The 13,708-nt window shown below is 69.2% G+C and carries 13 protein-coding genes; 5 read left to right on the top strand and 8 right to left on the bottom strand.

Going from position 1 to position 13,708, the window contains the following annotated elements; all coding sequences use genetic code 11:
* Nucleotides 1–12: 12 nt before the first annotated feature.
* From ABDC25_RS00900 to ABDC25_RS00890, 3 genes are all read right to left on the bottom strand, one after another.
* Nucleotides 13–1,548, bottom strand: coding sequence for an amidohydrolase family protein (locus ABDC25_RS00900; protein ID WP_347124336.1), 1,536 nt, complete (start codon nucleotides 1,546–1,548; stop codon nucleotides 13–15).
* 62 nt (nucleotides 1,549–1,610) lie between these two features.
* The gene (locus ABDC25_RS00895) at nucleotides 1,611–2,870 is read right to left on the bottom strand and encodes an amino acid aldolase (RefSeq protein WP_347124334.1); all 1,260 of its coding nucleotides are present in this window, start codon (nucleotides 2,868–2,870) and stop codon (nucleotides 1,611–1,613) included.
* Nucleotides 2,867–4,216, bottom strand: coding sequence for an MFS transporter (locus ABDC25_RS00890; protein WP_021200173.1), 1,350 nt, complete (start codon nucleotides 4,214–4,216; stop codon nucleotides 2,867–2,869). The genes ABDC25_RS00895 and ABDC25_RS00890 overlap by 4 nt, the downstream gene beginning before the upstream one ends.
* A gap of 157 nt (nucleotides 4,217–4,373) precedes the next feature.
* Here ABDC25_RS00890 and ABDC25_RS00885 point away from each other — a divergent pair, with 157 nt between their 5' ends.
* The 3 genes from ABDC25_RS00885 to ABDC25_RS00875 are packed head-to-tail and all read left to right on the top strand — an operon-like array spanning nucleotide 4,374 to nucleotide 6,129.
* Entirely contained in the window at nucleotides 4,374–5,090 is a 717-nt protein-coding gene (locus tag ABDC25_RS00885) for a PAS domain-containing protein (protein ID WP_021200172.1), read from the top strand.
* A complete protein-coding gene (locus tag ABDC25_RS00880) occupies nucleotides 5,087–5,725 on the top strand; it encodes a bifunctional 4-hydroxy-2-oxoglutarate aldolase/2-dehydro-3-deoxy-phosphogluconate aldolase (protein ID WP_235045230.1) in 639 nt (212 codons plus the stop codon). Before ABDC25_RS00885 ends, ABDC25_RS00880 begins: the two co-directional genes overlap by 4 nt.
* Complete coding sequence (locus tag ABDC25_RS00875) at nucleotides 5,722–6,129, top strand: rhodanese-like domain-containing protein (protein WP_021200170.1); 408 nt, start codon at nucleotides 5,722–5,724, stop codon at nucleotides 6,127–6,129. Before ABDC25_RS00880 ends, ABDC25_RS00875 begins: the two co-directional genes overlap by 4 nt.
* Before the next feature lie 149 nt (nucleotides 6,130–6,278).
* Here ABDC25_RS00875 and ABDC25_RS00870 read toward each other — a convergent pair whose 3' ends face one another.
* The 5 genes from ABDC25_RS00870 to ABDC25_RS00850 form a co-directional block, all read right to left on the bottom strand.
* A complete protein-coding gene (locus tag ABDC25_RS00870) occupies nucleotides 6,279–7,754 on the bottom strand; it encodes a lipase maturation factor family protein (RefSeq protein ID WP_040569748.1) in 1,476 nt (491 codons plus the stop codon).
* 149 nt (nucleotides 7,755–7,903) lie between these two features.
* Complete coding sequence (locus ABDC25_RS00865; protein WP_029258842.1) at nucleotides 7,904–9,112, bottom strand: ABC transporter permease; 1,209 nt, start codon at nucleotides 9,110–9,112, stop codon at nucleotides 7,904–7,906.
* Complete coding sequence (locus ABDC25_RS00860; protein WP_029265630.1) at nucleotides 9,109–9,819, bottom strand: ABC transporter ATP-binding protein; 711 nt, start codon at nucleotides 9,817–9,819, stop codon at nucleotides 9,109–9,111. Before ABDC25_RS00860 ends, ABDC25_RS00865 begins: the two co-directional genes overlap by 4 nt.
* The gene (locus ABDC25_RS00855) at nucleotides 9,816–10,859 is read right to left on the bottom strand and encodes a peptidoglycan-binding protein (protein WP_347124330.1); all 1,044 of its coding nucleotides are present in this window, start codon (nucleotides 10,857–10,859) and stop codon (nucleotides 9,816–9,818) included. The genes ABDC25_RS00860 and ABDC25_RS00855 overlap by 4 nt, the downstream gene beginning before the upstream one ends.
* An 8-nt stretch (nucleotides 10,860–10,867) precedes the next feature.
* Complete coding sequence (locus ABDC25_RS00850) at nucleotides 10,868–11,626, bottom strand: hypothetical protein (protein ID WP_029258840.1); 759 nt, start codon at nucleotides 11,624–11,626, stop codon at nucleotides 10,868–10,870.
* Nucleotides 11,627–11,762: 136 nt separating this feature from the next.
* Here ABDC25_RS00850 and ABDC25_RS00845 point away from each other — a divergent pair, with 136 nt between their 5' ends.
* Together ABDC25_RS00845 and ABDC25_RS00840 are read left to right on the top strand one after the other, a co-directional pair.
* The gene (locus ABDC25_RS00845; RefSeq protein WP_347124328.1) at nucleotides 11,763–12,428 is read left to right on the top strand and encodes a response regulator transcription factor; all 666 of its coding nucleotides are present in this window, start codon (nucleotides 11,763–11,765) and stop codon (nucleotides 12,426–12,428) included.
* Between the two features lie 5 nt (nucleotides 12,429–12,433).
* The gene (locus ABDC25_RS00840; RefSeq protein WP_347124326.1) at nucleotides 12,434–13,702 is read left to right on the top strand and encodes an ATP-binding protein; all 1,269 of its coding nucleotides are present in this window, start codon (nucleotides 12,434–12,436) and stop codon (nucleotides 13,700–13,702) included.
* Nucleotides 13,703–13,708: the final 6 nt, after the last annotated feature.

Below are 13,708 nucleotides of genomic sequence, written 5' to 3'. Positions count from 1 at the left end.
TTCGTTGACGATTCAGGTCTGAGGTGAACGGCGGAGCCCGCGGCCCGGCTGGGCACCGGTCAGGCACCCGTCAGCGAGAACACGGATACCGGCGACGAACACGTCGTCGATACCCGCACCGCGACCCCGAGGGTTCTCGTAGGTGGCGGTATCGGTGACCGTCTCCGGGTCGACAACCACGAGGTCGGCGATCGCCCCGGCCACGACGGCGCCCCGACGCCCGAGACCGAAGCGTCGCGCAGGCAGCGCCGACAGGTGGTGCACCGCATCCGACCACGTCCAGCTCGCCCGCTCCCGCACGTATTCGCGCAGGAAAAGCGAGAACGAGCCGGCCGCTCGCGGATGGGGATGGGCGCCGATGAAGATCCCGTCGGAGCCGCCCATCTGCCCGGGATGCCGGAAGATGCGAGCGAGTTCCGCTCCCGAGCGAGGGCTGCGTACTGCCATCACCGCGCTGCACTCCAGACGGCAGGCGGCAAGCGCATCGAGGGCGAGGTCGACCGGTGCGACGCCGGCACGGGCGGCCGCCTCGCGCAGCGTGAGCCCGTGCGCCCACGCCCACTCGGGCGCGGCGAGGTGAGCGAGTGTGATCATGTCCGCCCATTCCGGGCCGAGGCTGGCGCTGCGTTCCGCCCGCAGCGTGCACAGCTCGCGCAGCTCGGCACGGCGAGAAGGATCCGCGATCACCGCAACCGCCGCCGCCACCGGCAGTGCCGACACCGCAGGTGGGAGCAGCGGCATGCCCAGCAGCGTGCAGCCGCGGGTGTAGGGGTAGGCGTCGAAAGTCGCGTCCACACCGGCGGCACCCAGCGCATCGAGCTGATCCAGCACGATGTCGGCGTCGGCGTGGAAGTGCGAGATGTGCACGGACAAAGGAGATCCCGCATGCGCAGCGGCCATCCGGGCGATCTCCGCGATCTCATCCATACCGGCAGCCGTGTTCGCCTCATATCCTCCGCGCATGTGCGTCACGTACACTCCGCCGGCACGCGCGACCGGTTCACAGAGGGCGGCTATCTCCGCCGCGTCCTGGAAGAGACCGGGCGTGTAGTCCAGACCGGTCGAGAGCCCGAGGGCGCCGTCGGACATGCCTTGCGCGACCAGAGCACGCATGCGTCGGCGCTCGTCCTCGCTCGCTGAACCAGCCTTGCGCCCACACACCTCGAAGCGCACGGTGCCCGCCGGTACGAGATAGCCGGCATTCACTGCTGAGATCCCGTCGACGGAGGCGAGGTAGGCATCTACGCCCCCGCCCCGAAAGGTGGGGTGCGTCCCGTTGATGGCGGCGAAGTACTCCGACGCGTACTCACCGCTGCCCGGCGCGTACGACACTCCGTCCTGGCCGGCGATCACGGTCGTGATCCCCTGTCGCAGCAGAGCGAGAGTGACGTCCGGATCGTTCAACAGGCCATCGGCATGCGAGTGCACGTCGATGAATCCGGGAATCACCAGGCGATCAGAGACGTCGATCATTTCGTCGCCGTCATGCGCATCGACCCGACCGACCTTCGTGACGAGCCCGTTCTCGATCGCGACATCAGCGCGCATCGGGCCTGTCGCGTCGACGACTGAACCGCCGCGGAGAACTGATCGAATCATCATCGCTCCCCTCAGAAGTAGGTGCGGACGAGGCCGGTCACGACGTCGGATCCGGCGGACTCGACGACCGGCAGCACGCGCCACTTGTCGAAGGCGGTGCAGGGGTGCGACAGCCCGAGACGAACGACCGAGCCGATCGCGAGAGACTGCTCCGAGCGGACGTACGAGTGCTGATCGTTCATCGCCGAGACCTCGCCGTGCAGCGGCTGCCAGGGCCCGGCGACACCTCTGGACCAGGAGCGCGGGATCGGCAGACCTTCGTCGTAGGGCAGGTCTCGCTTCCCGGCGTCGACGAGAGCCAGTCCCGGTTCCGGCGCCGACACGACGCGCGCGATCGCGTGCATCGCGTTCAGGAATCGAGGAGAGTCTTCCGCCTGCACTGCCCCCTCATCGAACGGCGAGATGCCTCGATAGAAACCATCGTCATGCACGATGTAGGCGCCGGAGCGAAGGGTGAAATGCGTACGGTCATCGCGCGCGGTCGTCCCCCAGACGTCAGCGACGACATCGAAGTAGGCACTGCCGCCGGCGGTCACGAAGAGCTCGCCGGCGTCGTAGAGAGGCGTGATCGCGGAGTGCAGTTCGAGCTGGGACTGCAGGTACGCGCGGACGGCCGCGAGAGCCGCGGGGGAGCGATCGTGCGCGAGGCTCCCCTCGTATCCGGCCACTCCGGCGAGGCGCAGCACGGAGGATGCGGCGATGCGCTCAGCCACACGCACGGCCTCCGCGATCGACCGCGCACCCGTCCGACCCCCTTCGCCGCCGAGCTCGACGCAGACGTCGACCGGGCGCGGTGTCGCGGTGGAGAGCAGAGCCGCCTCCATCGTCTCGACCGTCGCAACCGAATCGGCCCAGCTCACGAACCGGAAACCCGGATCCGCCAGCTCCTGCGCCAGCCACGCCAGCGCCGGCCGATCGACGGCGGCGTTCGCGAGCATCACCGAATCGACGCCCAGATCGCGGGCGGTACGAACCTGCCCCATGGTCGCGAAGGTGATGCCGAGCGCGCCCGCATCCCTCTGCCGCTTCCACAGCGCAGGCGCCATGGTGGTCTTGCCGTGGGGCATGAGGGCGAGGCCGCGCTCCGCGCACCACTGCGCCATCGTGGCGACGTTCGCCGTCATCGCTGCGTCGTCGAGCACGATCAGCGGAGTCCAGAACTCCTCGAGTCGTGGGGCTGTCGCGAGGAATTCCGTCACCGTCAGTCCGGCCGCACGCCCAGGTAGGCCCTTGTCGCGCGCGGAGAGCACTCCTGCGTCATCCATCGTCATCGCGTCTTCACCGGCGTGCTCGTCTTCAGCTCGTGCAGGCGCCCCGCACCCTCGACATCGGGCTGGACCGAGGCGACCAGTGTGGCGATCACACCGACCACCGCGATCACCGCCGCGTACACGACGACCGGCCAGAAGGCGCCTCCGGCAGCCGCCACCAGTGCCGTGCAGATCAGCGGGGCGAGGCCGCCGCCGAGGGTGTTGGAGATCTGGTAGCCGATGTTCACGCCTGTCGTCCGAGCCTCCGGATCGAACATCTCCACGAGCATCGTCGAGAGGGTCGCCTGCATCGCAACGCCGAAGATGACGAACCCGAGGATCTGTCCGAGCCAGATCAGCCACATGTTCCCCGTGCTGAACATCATGAAGGCCGGATAGACCATGGCCGCGAAGCCGAGACAGCCGATGATGTAGACCGTCCGCCTGCCGATGCGATCGGAGATCGCACCCCACAGCGGAGCGACGACGATCTGCAGCAGACCCACGAGCATGGTGCCGGCGAACCCCATCCAGGCCGGCAGCTGCTGGTTCGACACGATGAACGCCAGACCGTACGTGAGGATGACGTAGCCGGCGATCGACTGCGGCAACCCGATGAGGATGCCCATGATCGCGTTCTTCGGGTGACGGAAGACCTCGATGAGCGGGTTGGGCTTCTTGCCCGTGGTGGCGAGGAGAAGCGTCTGCGTGTCGGTGAACGCCTCAGACTCCTCGAGCTGGCGACGAAGCAGCACTGCCGCGATCGCGAGCACGATCGAGAAGACGAACGGGATGCGCCACCCCCACTGCAGGAACCACGATTCCGGCGTGAGCCCGAGACCTGCCATCAGACCGCCCGAGACCACGTTGGCGACACCCGCACCGCTGATGAGGAAGGCTCCGTAGAGCCCCCGCTTGCCGGTCGGCGCGGCTTCGACGACCATCGTGGCCGCACCGCCCATCTCGCCGCCGACGAAGAAGCCCTGGCAGAGCCGGAAGAACAACAGCAGCAGCGGTGCAGCGATGCCGATCATCTGGTCGGAAGGGATCAGGCCGATGCCCGTGGTCGCTACCCCCATGCCGATGACCGTGCTCATGAGAACGACCTTGCGGCCCCGGCGGTCGCCGACGATACCCCAGATGATGCCGCCGACCGGACGGAGGAAGAATCCGACGGCGAAGGTCGCGAACGACGACAGCTGGGCGATGACGGGGTCGTTCGAGGAGAAGAACACCGCGGGGAACACTGCCGCAGCCGCGAGGCCGTAGAGGTAGTAGTCGTAGTACTCGATCAGCGTTCCGATCGCCCCACCGGCGATCGTCTTGCGCTGCTTCGGGGTCAGGCCAGATGAGGCGACAGTGGCCATCCGGGGCTCCTTCTTCGGGGAATGCAGGGCCGCATACGTTGCGGTCCGGCCTCGACGGATCGTCTGGGCGTGGATAAACTAACAGCGGAATAGACAATCTGTCTATCACTCGTATTTTTTGTACGCCTGTATCGTTGCTCCGGATTGGAGTCACAGAATGTCGACATCGACGACAGCAGAGAACGCGGTTGCAGCCCTGGCCGATGATCTCGCACGGGAGACGTACGAGAGTGCAGAAGAGGTCCTCCGCCTCTATCGACCCGTGCTCCGTGCCCTCGCCACTGCGGCCGGACCGACCGTCGAAGTCGTGCTCCACAATCTCGACGGCACCGACGTCGACCTGGGTCACACGATCATGGCCATCGAGAACGGGCACGTCACCGGGCGCGCTGTCGGGGGCCCCTCGACCTCTCTCGGTCTGGACGTGCTCAAGGACCGCCGGGGGAACCACGACGCCTTCGGCTACACCGGCTACACCAGCGACGGGCGGGAGCTGCGCTGTTCCTCGGTCTACTTCCACAATGGCGCCGGCGACATCATCGCGTCGCTGTGCGTGAATGTCGACCTCAGCCCGCTGCTCCTCGCCCGCAAGACGCTCGACGCGCTCCTCCCGGCGCCCGTACCCGCGAACGCTCCGAAGGAGCACTTCGGCGCCGACCTCGTGTCGGTGATGGATTCGATGATCACCGAAGCCATCCGCGAGATCGGGCGACCCCTCGAGAGCATGTCGCGCGATGACAAGATCACCGTGCTGGAGCGGCTGGATCAGCGTGGTGCCACACAGATGCGCAAGTCGGTGGAGGCCATCGCCAAGCGCCTGGGCATCTCCCGGGTGACCGCATACTCCTACCTCGAAGAGGCCAGAACGCGATGACGGGACCGACAGGGAACATGATGGACAACTCCGGCTTTGATGCGATCTTCGGTGGCACGCGCCTGATGGCGATCCTGCGTGGCATGGGGGCGGAGCGCAGCCTCGCCCTGTCGACCACCGCGTGGAACCTCGGGATCGACGTCGTAGAACTCCCCATCCAGACCCCCGACGACGTCGAGGCGCTGCGCGTGGTCGCCGCCGCCGGACGCACGCGTGGCAAGGCCGTCGGCGCCGGCACTGTGGTCTCGGCCGAGCATGTCGCGCAGGCGCTCTCCGCCGGCGCCACGTTCACCGTCAGCCCCGGGCTCGATCTCGACGTCGTGCGCGCCTCGCACGAGGCCGGAATGCTCAGCCTTCCCGGTGTCGCCACGGCCAGCGAGGTGCAATCCGCCACTTCCGCGGGACTCACCTGGCTCAAGGCCTTCCCCGCGTCGGTACTCGGTCCGCAGTGGCTCACGGCGATGAACGGCCCCTTCCCCCAGGCACGATTCGTGACCACGGGTGGCATGAACGCGGTCAACGCCGCCGAGTACCTCGACGCCGGCGCCCATGTCGTCGCCGTCGGCTCGGCGCTGGAAGACCCCGCGCAGCTGCCGCAGCTCGCCGCGCTGCTCGGTGCGGGCGCGCGGCGATGAGCTCTCTCGACGCGAGGCTCGCCTACGTCGACGCGCGTCTCGCGTACGAGATCGATGTGGTCGCCGCCCGCGAAGCCGTGGCCGCCGGAGAGGCGGTGCTGGTCGATACGCGGCGCCTCGAGTCGTGGGATCACGGCCACATCGCCGGGGCGGTGCATCTGCCCACGAGCGACGTCGACGCACGGCTCACAACGCTTCCCCGCGATCGCACGCTCATCGTCTACGGCTGGGGCCCCGGGTGCAACGGCGCCACCTCGACCGCCCGAGTACTGCTCGCCACCGGGTTCGATGTCCGCGAGCTGCTCGGCGGCTACGAGTACTGGGTGCGCAACGGCTTCGAGGTCGAGTCGTCCGGGGTCGTCTCCCGGCGTCGTCCCGACCCTCTGGTCACGGCCGAGCCCTGACGGCGTCCCGGCCCGTCCGCCCTCCGTTCCGGTCGCACTTACTGTCGCCAAAAGGCCGCCGGCGCGACAGAAAGTGCGACCGGAACGAGGGTGCGGGAGCGCCGGAGGGGACGGAGCTGGAGGGAAGGGACCGAGGACTGGGGGAGGCGTCACCGGAGCCCGAAGGGCGCGAGCACCACACGGCGGCCCGTGCGCACCCAGACCGCACCGTCGGCCTTCTTTTCGGCGCGGGTGGCGAAGCGGTAGCGGTACGACACCGCACGCACCCACCGCGGTCTTTCGCCCTCGAACGGGTCGATGCGCAGCAGCGCGAGGGTCGGAGCATCCGCTTCCAGCAACCGCACCAGGAACGCGGTGAACCAGTCGTCGAGCGAATGCCCGAGCGGAAGGAACCACATCAGCCAGTCGAGCCGCAGATGGTAGGGAGCGAACTGTCGCGGCATCCTGCGCACATCACCGGGCTTGCCCCGGAACTCGTACTCGCGCCACTCCATCCCCTCTTCGTCGGCTGAGCCCTCGACGATGATCTCGATGCGCTCCTTCGTGACCGTGCCGAATGCGCCGTAGGCGTTGGCGAGCTGCCAGCGGTTGAAGCTCGCGTTCATCAGCTGCCGCCGCGCGAAGAGGTTGCGCAGCGCCGGCACGCTCAGCACGACATACAGCAGCCCGACCGCCGAGGTGACCACGACCCAGGCCAGCGGCATCCCGTCGATGATCCAGGGAGGATCGGTCCGCGGCGCGGCCACAGGCATCCCGACTCCCGGCAGCCCGATCACGGAGAACGCGATGACCATCGTCGCCGCGTTCAACCACGCGAAGTTTCCGGTGACGACGAGCCACAGCTGCGTCAGGATCACGATGGATGCCGCCACCGCACCGACGACCTGCGGCACCGGGCCGCGCACCCACAGCGACAGGACCGGCGCGAACAGGAAGATCGGCACGACCAGCTGCGCGAAGTGGTTGCCCAGCACCTCGCCGCGATGGAACCAGCGCGGCAGCAGATGCGCCTGCCTGCTGAGCGGACCCGGCATGGGCTGCGTCTCATGGTGGTACATGAGTGCCGTCAGGTCGCGCCATTCGCGTCCGCCGCGGATCTTGATCATCCCGGCACCGAACTCGAGCCGGAAGACCAGCCACCAGAACAGGACGATCACGACGGTGGGCGGCGGCTGATCGCCCGAGCCGAGGAACGCCGCGAGGAACCCCGCCTCCAGCAGCAGCATCTCCCACCCGAACGAGTAGAACGTCTGCCCGATACTGACGATCGACATGTACCCGAGCCACAGCGCGAGGAAGCACAGCATCGGAACCCACGGCGGCCCCCACTGCGGGATGCCGACCACGAGAAGTGCCGCGACCACGATGCCGGCCGCGCACAGCAGCACGAGGCGGCGGTCGGTATAGCGGATGCGCGAGAACAGGGTCGGATGCAGCATCCGTCGTCTCGCCTTGTCGCGGCCGACCCATTCGAGCAGCGCCGGCGCGGGAAGCAGTCCGTGTTCGCCCAGCAGCGGCCGGAACTGGTTCAGGCTGGAGACGAACGCGACGAGGTACATCGCCGCGATGCCGCGCTGCAGCACCTCACGCGCGAATCCGAAGTCGACCGCCGCGAACCCGTCCACGGCCACAGGCTACGCCCGGGCTCGTGAACGGGTCAGGGGGTTGCACCGCGTCGGGAGGAGGTCTCCGCGTCGGGAGGAGGTCTCCGCGTCGGGAGGAGCCTCGAGGTCGAGATCTCCGCCCGAACGCGAGATCTCCTCCCACCGCGCGCTCACACCGTGCGCAGCGCCGACGTGGGCGAGAGGCGGGCGGCGCTGATCGCCGGATACAGCCCCGCGATCACACCGACCACCAGCGCCACGGCCGGGCCCCCGACGAGCACCACGAGGGGTATCGTCGCCGCCTGCCCCTGGATGCCGGCGTAGACGAACACCCCCGCGGCCCCCAGCAGCAGACCGGCGACGCCCCCCAGGCCGCCGAGCACGATCGCCTCCGCCACGAACTGACCCGCGATCTGACCCGAACGCGCGCCGAGCGCCCGCCGGAGTCCGATCTCGCCACGCCGCTCCAGCACCGCCACCACCATGGTGTTCGCGATGCCGATCCCTCCGACCAGCAGCGCGATCGCCGCGAGACCGACCGCGAGGCCGGACAGCGAGTCATCCGCGGTGTCCCGCGCCCCGGCGAGGTCGCCGAGTCCGGTCACCTGCACATACGGGGACGACGGATTCGCGGCGCGGGCGATCGCGTCTCGGACCTTCTCGCCCGTGCCGCCGTCGGCCATGCGCACGTAGATCGAGGCGATCGTGTCATCGCCCTTCGCCGACACGTGCTCGGCCGCCCAATGATCGCCGAGGAAGGCACTCGCGTCGATGTCCTCCGCGAGCCCAGCCGAGTCGAGGATCCCGATCACGGTGTACCACTGCTCGCCGATCCACACCCGCACGCCCGGCTCCGTGATGCCCATGCGCGCAGCTGCCGCTGACCCGAGCACGGTCACCGGCAGGGAGCGGTCGGTCTCGTCGAACCACGACCCCTTCGCGACCGATCCCTCCACGGACGAGAGGAAGTCGGGACTCGCCGCATACGCGGTCAGCCCGTTGCCCTGGCTCTTCGGCATGAGGTCGTTGCGATACACGCCGGTACCGTCCGGCACCTTCTCGAGCACCCCGACCTGCTCCACCCCCGTCACCCGCTCGATCATCCCGCCGGCCGTCTCGGGCAGTGCGACCGGTTTGTTGTCCGGCCCGTACCCCGGCTGCACCACGATCATGTTGGCGCCGAGCGCGTCGAGCTTGGCCAACAGCTCCGCCTGGTTCGATGCGGCGATGCCCGTGATGGCGGTGAGTGCCGCGATGCCCACGGCGACGCCGAGCGCCGACAGGGCCGTGCGCATCTTGCGGCTGCGCGGTCCGATGAGCGCCGTGCGGATGCTGTCCGCGACGCTCAGCCGCGGCATCCGCTCCCCTCGGCGCCTCATGCCGCGACCTCTTCCCGATCCGGTGAGCCCGTATCGCTCACGATGCGTCCGTCGTGGATGCCGACCTGCCGCTGCGTGCGCTCCGCGATGTGCGGGTCATGAGTGATGATCACGACCGCAGTGCCGGAGTCGGCGATCGAGGTGAGGAGTTCGAGGATGCGTTCGCCCGTGGTGGAGTCGAGCGCCCCCGTGGGCTCGTCGGCGAAGAGCACCGACGGATTCCCGACGATCGCGCGGGCGATGGCCACCCGCTGCTGCTCCCCGCCGGAGAGCTGCCCGGGCCGGTGCTTCATGCGGGCGCCGAGACCGACCCGTTCCAGGGCGGCCGCGGCACGCACCGAGCGCTCCGCCGCGGGCACTCCCGAGTAGAGGAGCCCGAGCGCCACGTTGTCGACCGCGCTGAGCGCCGGCAACAGGAAGAACTGCTGGAACACGAACCCGATGCGGCGAGCGCGCAGCACCGCCCGCTCGCGCTCGGCGAGGGCTGCGGCATCCGTCCCGTCGATCAGCACGGTGCCGCTGGTGGGATCGTCGAGCGTACCCATGATCGAGAGCATCGTGCTCTTGCCGGATCCGGATGCCCCGACCACTGCGACCAGTTCTCCGCTCTCGATCGCGAGACTCATGCCGTGCAGCACGCGCAGCGGCGGACTTCCCGGATACTCCTTGATCACGTCGACGAGCTCGACCACGGTGTCCGGTGTCATTGCGCCACCACCACGGCGTCGCCGGCAGCGAGGTCTCCGCCCGTGACCTGCACCTTGGTGTCGGCGATCAGTCCGACCTCCACGGCGACCCGTTCGACCTTGCCGCCCTTGCGCAGCACGTCGACCGCATAGCCTCCGTCGGTCGTCGCCACCAGGGCGGTGACCGGCACGACCAGCGCGTCCTTCACCTCCGAGGTCGCGAACACGACCTTGACCGCACGCAGTCCGATGCCCTCGGCGACGGCCGGATCGTCGAACTCCACGTTCGCCGTGGCGGGCGTGGTCTCGCCCTCCTTCTCGGTCGGCTGACCACCGGGGTCGACGGCGGTCACCGTCGCGGGCACCTCCGTCCCGTCCGGCAGCACCACGGTCACCCGGGTCCCCGGCAGGATCTCGCGGGCCTGCGCGTCGGTGAGCTTGGCGACCACACGCAGGGTGGTGCTGGTGTAGGTCAGCGGACTCGTCCCGGCGGGGTCTCCCAGCTTTCCTTTCACCGACTCGATGCGCACCGATGCGGCGGTGATCGCGACCACGTCTCCCAGCTTCACGATGCCGTCCTGCGGCACCCCGAGCGACTTCTGCCAGGCCTTGACGTTGGTCTCCGTGACCGCGGTGAACTCGTCGTCCACCGTCATGTTCCTGCCGAAGCCGAGGTCGGCGAGCGCCTGCTCCAGCTGGCGCACATCCGGGCCCTTCTCGACGCCGACGCCGAGGTCGCGCCAGAACGGACGGTCGCCGCGCATCGCGATCACCGGCTTCCCGTCGACCTCGTAGATCGCCTGGCCGACGCCGATCACCTCACCCGCGGTGGGCAGGCGTGTGATGGTCCCCCCGCGCCCCGGCAGCGCGATGGACGCTCCGTAGCTGAGGGTGCCGTTCAGCCGCAGGTCGGAGGTCAGCGTGGTGAGCTCGGCCGTGGCGGTGACCGGCTTCTCGGCGTCGTCCGGAGACTCGGCCACCGAGCTCCACGGCTGCAGCACTGCGAGTGCCACCGCCGCGGCCACGAGCAGCACCCCGACCGGCAGCAGCACCTTCGTCACCCGGCGGCTCATTCCTCGCCTCCGGAGGGCATGACGGTCGCCGCAGTGAAGGCGCCTTCGAAGTATTCGCTCATCAGGGCGAACCAGTCGAAGTCGACGGCTTCGATGCTCTCCTGCGTGAACATGGGCGGCATGTCGCCCGCCTTCTCCGCACACGCCTCGAGGAGGGTGCGCGCCTCGTCTTCGGTGATGCCCGTCGGCAGCGTCAGCATGCCGTCGGAGTCGGGGTCGGCGAAGTCCGTGAAGCCGTTGTCCCGTGCGCACGACGCGAAGGCGAGCCCGGCCTCCGTGAGCTCCTCGGGGGAGATCATCTGCGTCTCGGCGCCCGCCTTCATCGAGATGTCCGGCTCCGGCTGCGTGAACTCGGGGACCTTCTCCTCGCACGCCTCCCACGCCGCGCGCTGGCCGCCGTCCTCGGGGTAGCCGGATGCAGCTGTCGAAGCCATCCACGTGCCGTCGTCGTCCGTGAAGATCATCGTCATCGCCATCTCCTCTCCGGCGCCGGCAGAGGCGGTACTGTCGCTCAGCGTGCCCATCGCCCCGTCTCCGGGAGCATCCGGCATCAGCAGCCCGACCTGACCGCCTTCGACGATCTTCGCCGTCTGGCCCTCGTCGGTCAGGCAGCTCACGAACCGCGCAGCGGCCGCATCGTTCGCTCCGTCCTTCGCCTTGTCGTCCCCGGACGGGGCGGTGCACGCAGAGAGCGCGAAGAGCGCCACGACAGCGGGCATCACCACCATGGACCGGCGTGCTTTCGAGTCGAACATGACTTTCCCTTTCTCGCGGTCGCAGCTCGTCCGCGACGTGCAGTCAGTTCTACGGATGCGCTGGTTTGCTGGGGGTATGACGGCGCCTAACCGGAAACTAACCGCGCACCGCGCACCCTCGGAGACGGGAGGTGCCATGCGACTGCTGCTGGTGGAAGACGAGGCCGACCTGGCCGACACCCTCGCCGACGGCCTGCGCCGGGAGGGATACCTCGTCGACGTGGCGCGCGATGGGGCGAGCGCCCTGACCGCCGCCGCATCGAACGATGTGGACGTGATCGTGCTCGACCGTGACCTGCCCGTGCTGAGCGGCGATGCCGTGTGCCGCACCCTCGTGGCGCAGGAGTACCCGGCGCGCATCCTGATGCTCACCGCCGCCGGTACCCTCAACGACCGCGTCGAGGGCCTCGACCTCGGTGCCGACGACTACCTCGCCAAGCCGTTCGCGTACGTCGAGCTGCTCGCGCGCCTGCGTGCTCTCGGCCGCCGCGGACACTCCGCGCGCGCGAGTGCGGTGCTCGAATTCGCCGGGGTGCGCCTCGACGTCGTGCGGCGCATCGTGGAGCGCGACGGCACGCCGATCCGCCTCACGCTCAAGGAGTTCGGGGTGCTCGAGACGCTTCTCGCGGCGGAGGGCGGCTACGTCAGCGCCGACGATCTGCTCGACGAGGTGTGGGACGAGCCGCAGGAACGCACCCGAGGCGTGGTGAAGATCGTGGTGCACACGCTGCGCCGCAAGCTCGGGGCTCCCGAGGTCGTCCAGTCCGCGGCGGGGCACGGGTATCGAGTGGGGACGGCATGAGACGCATGAGCTTCCGCACCCGGCTGGTCGTCACCATCGCGGCCGTGTTCATCGCCGCGGGTGCCGCACTGCTCTCGGTGCAGTACCTGGTGGTGCAGTCGCTGTTCGCCTCGGCCATCGACACGACGGCCGCGACCTGCGTGCCCGCACTCTCGGTCACACAGGTCGCACCGGGGACGCCGGCCGCGGACAGCACCGACATGAGCGGCGTCTCCCCGCTCACCGAGAGCGGCGATCTCCTCTACGGCACGACCGGCACCGGATGCGCCTACTTCGCCGATGTCACCGGCTTCGCGGTGGCCACGCCGATGCAGACCGTCGCACTCGACGCCGTGGAAGGGGCGGTGCTGCAGCAGTCGACGTTCCTCGCGGACGAGGTCGGCAGCGGGCTCCTCCTGTGGTCGATCGTGGTGCTCGTCGCCTTCACCGGTGTCGCCGCCGCGATCGCGTTCTGGCTCGCACGGCGCTCACTTGACCGCATCGGCGAAGTCACCGCCGCAGCCCGCGACATCTCGGAGCGCGACCTCGGGCGCCGCCTCGATCTGCCGGGCCCCGACGACGAGATCAAGGAGCTGGGCGACACGATCGACGGGATGCTCGACCGGCTGCAGTCGGCGTTCACCGCGCAGGATCGCTTCGTGGCCAACGCCTCGCACGAGCTGCGCACCCCGCTGACCACGACCAGGACCGCCCTGGAGATCCCGCTCGAACAGGGGGCGGTGCCGGCGGACCTGCAGGCCAACATGCAGCGCGCGCTGCGGGCCACCGAGCAGAGCGAGCGTCTCATCACGGCCCTGCTCGCCCTCGCCCGCGCCCGCACCGGGCTGGACGAGGTCGAACCGGTGCAGCTGCGCACGCTCATCGAGGACCAGGTCGACGACCTCGACGCCCAGGAGATCGAGGTGCACGCGAACCTGCGCGACCTCACGGTCGAGGGCGATGCGGTGCTGCTGGCCAGGGCCGTGCGCAACCTGCTCGAGAACGGCATCCGCCACAACGTGCCCGGCGGTGAGCTGTGGGTGCGATGCCGGCGGGAACGCGGACGAGCCGTCATCGAGGTCGAGAACACCGGGACGCCGATCACCCCTGCCACCGTGCAGCTGCTCACCGAGCCGTTCTACCGTGGCGATGCGAGTCGCACCTCGGCCGGCCCGGACGGCACCGGCCTGGGACTCGCGATCGTGCAGAGCATCGCCAAGACCCATGGCGGCGAGGTGCGTCTGCGCGCCCGCAAGGGCGGCGGCCTGATCGCCGCGATCGTCCTCCCGCTCTGACCCGAC

Origin of the sequence: Microbacterium sp. SY138 (genome assembly GCF_039729145.1) — a bacterium.
GTDB lineage: Bacteria > Actinomycetota > Actinomycetes > Actinomycetales > Microbacteriaceae > Microbacterium > Microbacterium maritypicum_A.
The sequence above is the reverse complement of the archived record's forward strand: the minus strand, read 5'-3'. Positions and strand labels throughout refer to the sequence as shown.

Bases quoted from the DNA above. Each gene is read 5' to 3' on its own strand.
- ABDC25_RS00900 (WP_347124336.1), bottom strand. From the start codon at position 1,548: ATGCGCGCTGATGTCGCGATCGAGAACGGGCTCGTCACGAAGGTCGGT.
- ABDC25_RS00895 (WP_347124334.1), bottom strand. From the start codon at position 2,870: ATGACGATGGATGACGCAGGAGTGCTCTCCGCGCGCGACAAGGGCCTA.
- ABDC25_RS00890 (WP_021200173.1), bottom strand. From the start codon at position 4,216: ATGGCCACTGTCGCCTCATCTGGCCTGACCCCGAAGCAGCGCAAGACG.
- ABDC25_RS00885 (WP_021200172.1), top strand. From the start codon at position 4,374: ATGTCGACATCGACGACAGCAGAGAACGCGGTTGCAGCCCTGGCCGAT.
- ABDC25_RS00880 (WP_235045230.1), top strand. From the start codon at position 5,087: ATGACGGGACCGACAGGGAACATGATGGACAACTCCGGCTTTGATGCG.
- ABDC25_RS00875 (WP_021200170.1), top strand. From the start codon at position 5,722: ATGAGCTCTCTCGACGCGAGGCTCGCCTACGTCGACGCGCGTCTCGCG.
- ABDC25_RS00865 (WP_029258842.1), bottom strand. From the start codon at position 9,112: ATGAGGCGCCGAGGGGAGCGGATGCCGCGGCTGAGCGTCGCGGACAGC.
- ABDC25_RS00860 (WP_029265630.1), bottom strand. From the start codon at position 9,819: ATGACACCGGACACCGTGGTCGAGCTCGTCGACGTGATCAAGGAGTAT.
- ABDC25_RS00850 (WP_029258840.1), bottom strand. From the start codon at position 11,626: ATGTTCGACTCGAAAGCACGCCGGTCCATGGTGGTGATGCCCGCTGTC.
- ABDC25_RS00845 (WP_347124328.1), top strand. From the start codon at position 11,763: ATGCGACTGCTGCTGGTGGAAGACGAGGCCGACCTGGCCGACACCCTC.
- ABDC25_RS00840 (WP_347124326.1), top strand. From the start codon at position 12,434: ATGAGCTTCCGCACCCGGCTGGTCGTCACCATCGCGGCCGTGTTCATC.